At 43.4% G+C, this 2250-nt stretch carries 4 protein-coding genes and 1 pseudogene; 4 read left to right on the top strand and 1 reads right to left on the bottom strand.

Translation table 11 applies throughout. The annotated features are described in order from the left end of the window. Window positions 1-428 (top strand): hypothetical protein (locus KDK19_RS20955; protein WP_257292869.1); only part of this gene is annotated, 428 nt, incomplete at its 5' end. After that, a pseudogene (locus KDK19_RS20950) lies at window positions 346-582 on the top strand (NAD-dependent epimerase/dehydratase family protein); the annotation flags it as partial. The gene KDK19_RS20955 and the pseudogene KDK19_RS20950, both read left to right, overlap by 83 nt. A gap of 81 nt (window positions 583-663) precedes the next feature. On the opposite strand, the gene KDK19_RS20945 reads toward KDK19_RS20950, so the two are convergent. Beyond that, a complete protein-coding gene (locus KDK19_RS20945) occupies window positions 664-1176 on the bottom strand; it encodes a hypothetical protein (protein WP_306801381.1) in 513 nt (170 codons plus the stop codon). Window positions 1177-1210: 34 nt separating this feature from the next. Between KDK19_RS20945 and KDK19_RS20940 the strand changes: the two genes are divergently transcribed. Then, on the top strand, window positions 1211-1675 hold the full coding sequence (locus KDK19_RS20940) for a hypothetical protein (RefSeq protein WP_306801380.1): 465 nt from the start codon (window positions 1211-1213) through the stop codon (window positions 1673-1675). Window positions 1676-1892: 217 nt separating this feature from the next. After that, window positions 1893-2250 (top strand): hypothetical protein (locus KDK19_RS20935; RefSeq protein WP_257292868.1); only part of this gene is annotated, 358 nt, incomplete at its 3' end.

Here is a 2250-nt window from a genome sequence, read left to right as displayed (position 1 = left end):
TTAATTTAGAGGTGTACCATATTTCGCCTATCAGCTGGCGCTGGCAACTCAGATTTTTTAAACCCGATTTACTTTTTGTTGAATCTGTCTGGAGAGGCTATAAAAACAGGTGGAAAAGAAAGATTGCAAACTATCCTGATAACGATTACTTCAGCCTTTATAAGCTTGTTGAATGGTGCAACAAGCGAAATATTCCGACCGTGTTCTGGAATAAAGAGGATCCTGTTCATTTTGATCGTTTTAGCAAAGCCACTCTTCCTTTTCGTTTTATATATACGACCGACTCCAACAGCCTTGATCGTTACCATGGGTTACCAGGCAAAGAAGCTTCCCTGATAAATGTACTACCATTTCCCGGAAAAGCTGATCCCTCTGGTGATCACAAACATCCTGCACGACAAGCCACTCCCCATATACGGCGACGGTAAACAAATCCGCGACTGGCTCTACGTAGAAGACCATGCCCGCGGAATTGAGTTGGTTCTTAATAAGGGTAAAGTTGGAGAAAATTACAATATCGGTGGTCACAACGAATGGCATAACATCGACATAGTTAAACTCGTCTGTGAGCTGATGAATGAAAGCTTTCAGCTTCCAGCTTCCAGCTTCCAGCTCAAACAACGCTTCCCCACAGCAAAGTCCGCAATCGCCGACAACTCAGAATCACTGATCAAAGTCCCCGTCAAATGCGATACCCATATCAGCATTGTGAGCTTTAACGGCATCTATCGTATCTTGCCGACACTCAGGAAGCAGCGGATTAGGTATGCCATTAGGAAACGAGCTGTCAGGTTCATTGTGAACTTTAATGATTTCTACCGGTACATTGGCAGAAATAAACCTGCTCTCAATCGCATCAATGACATGCCCGGCAGCCCCATTCCCACTGTTTATCACCAGTTTTAAAGGAGTGAAATTCCCAAGCTCAACAAAACCAAGAATTTTCTCTACATAATCATCAAGAACCGTCACCACACTATAAGCCCCCTCACAGCTTCCAGCCTCCAGCTTCCAGCTTCCAGCTTCAGCCCGCTCCTTAATCTCAAAAAGCCCGCTATCCCCACTAATCGGCTTAGCACCTTCACGAACAAGCTTCATCCCATTGTAATCAATAGGATTATGACTGGCAGTGACCTCAATGGCACCATCGACAGCAAGACTGAGTTGGAATACCATAGAAGTTGTCAAGAATGCGGGTGGAACACCTGTAATGAGCAAAACAGGTCATGCGTTCATTAAAGAAAGAATGCGATCTGAAGATGCTATTTACGGTGGAGAAATGAGTGCTCACCACTACTTCCGTGATTTTGCCTACTGCGACAGTGGCATGATTCCCTGGCTTCTGGTGGCTGAACTTATGTGTCGCAAAAAAATGAAATTATCAGAAATGGTTAAAGAACGGATTGCAGCTTACCCCTCTTCTGGTGAAATCAACAGTAAACTCTCCGATCCAAATGCAGCTATTGAAAGGATCCTGAGTGTTTATGAAAAAGATGCAAAATCTATTAACCATACCGATGGCATCAGCCTTGAGTTTGATAATTGGAGATTTAACCTTCGTCAATCCAATACAGAACCCGTCGTTCGACTCAATGTTGAAAGCCGAAACAACTTCGAATTAATGGAAAGAAAAACAAGAGAGGTTTTGGAAATTTTGCGCCAAGAACAACCATAAATCCTTGAAACAGGATTATTTATATCTTCCACAATTACGAGCACCTTTAACTGAAGCTAATTTTTGCTCAGTCAAAGCCTGCGCTCGATTGTTACAAATATTGCCCGGATTTTGTGGGCGATAGTTTCACTTCCTAAGTGTGAGGCAGCAAGGTTATTGACTTGTCATGTTTACCTCAGCCTTACATTCTTACACCCATTAATATTAAGTAAAAGCCATGCCCATCAATCAATATATTGTCGAGAATGCATCTCGACTCAATGATCTTGAAGACGACATCAGAACTCAATTAAAAGCCGGTGGCTCCGATCAGTTATTTGAACTGCTGGTATCTGAGTTGGCAAAAAACAGGCTCGTCACTGAGTGTCTCGCAAAAGAAAATAATCGCCTGACAAAACAGTTAAACGCACTCACCGTGCCTATGCCTGCGGCACTGGTAGATTTCAATAACAATGACTTCCCGGATGAGCTGCATGTCGATGCCAGAATGCCACTGTCCTGTGAAGATGGCTTTTACGTCATGGAATATGCGGGTTCAGATGCAATTCGCTGGACTGGGCCAGAAAACAGCTTTT

Origin of the sequence: Endozoicomonas sp. ONNA1 (genome assembly GCF_024606325.1) — a bacterium.
Lineage (GTDB): Bacteria > Pseudomonadota > Gammaproteobacteria > Pseudomonadales > Endozoicomonadaceae > Endozoicomonas_A.
The sequence above is the reverse complement of the archived record's forward strand: the minus strand, read 5'-3'. Positions and strand labels throughout refer to the sequence as shown.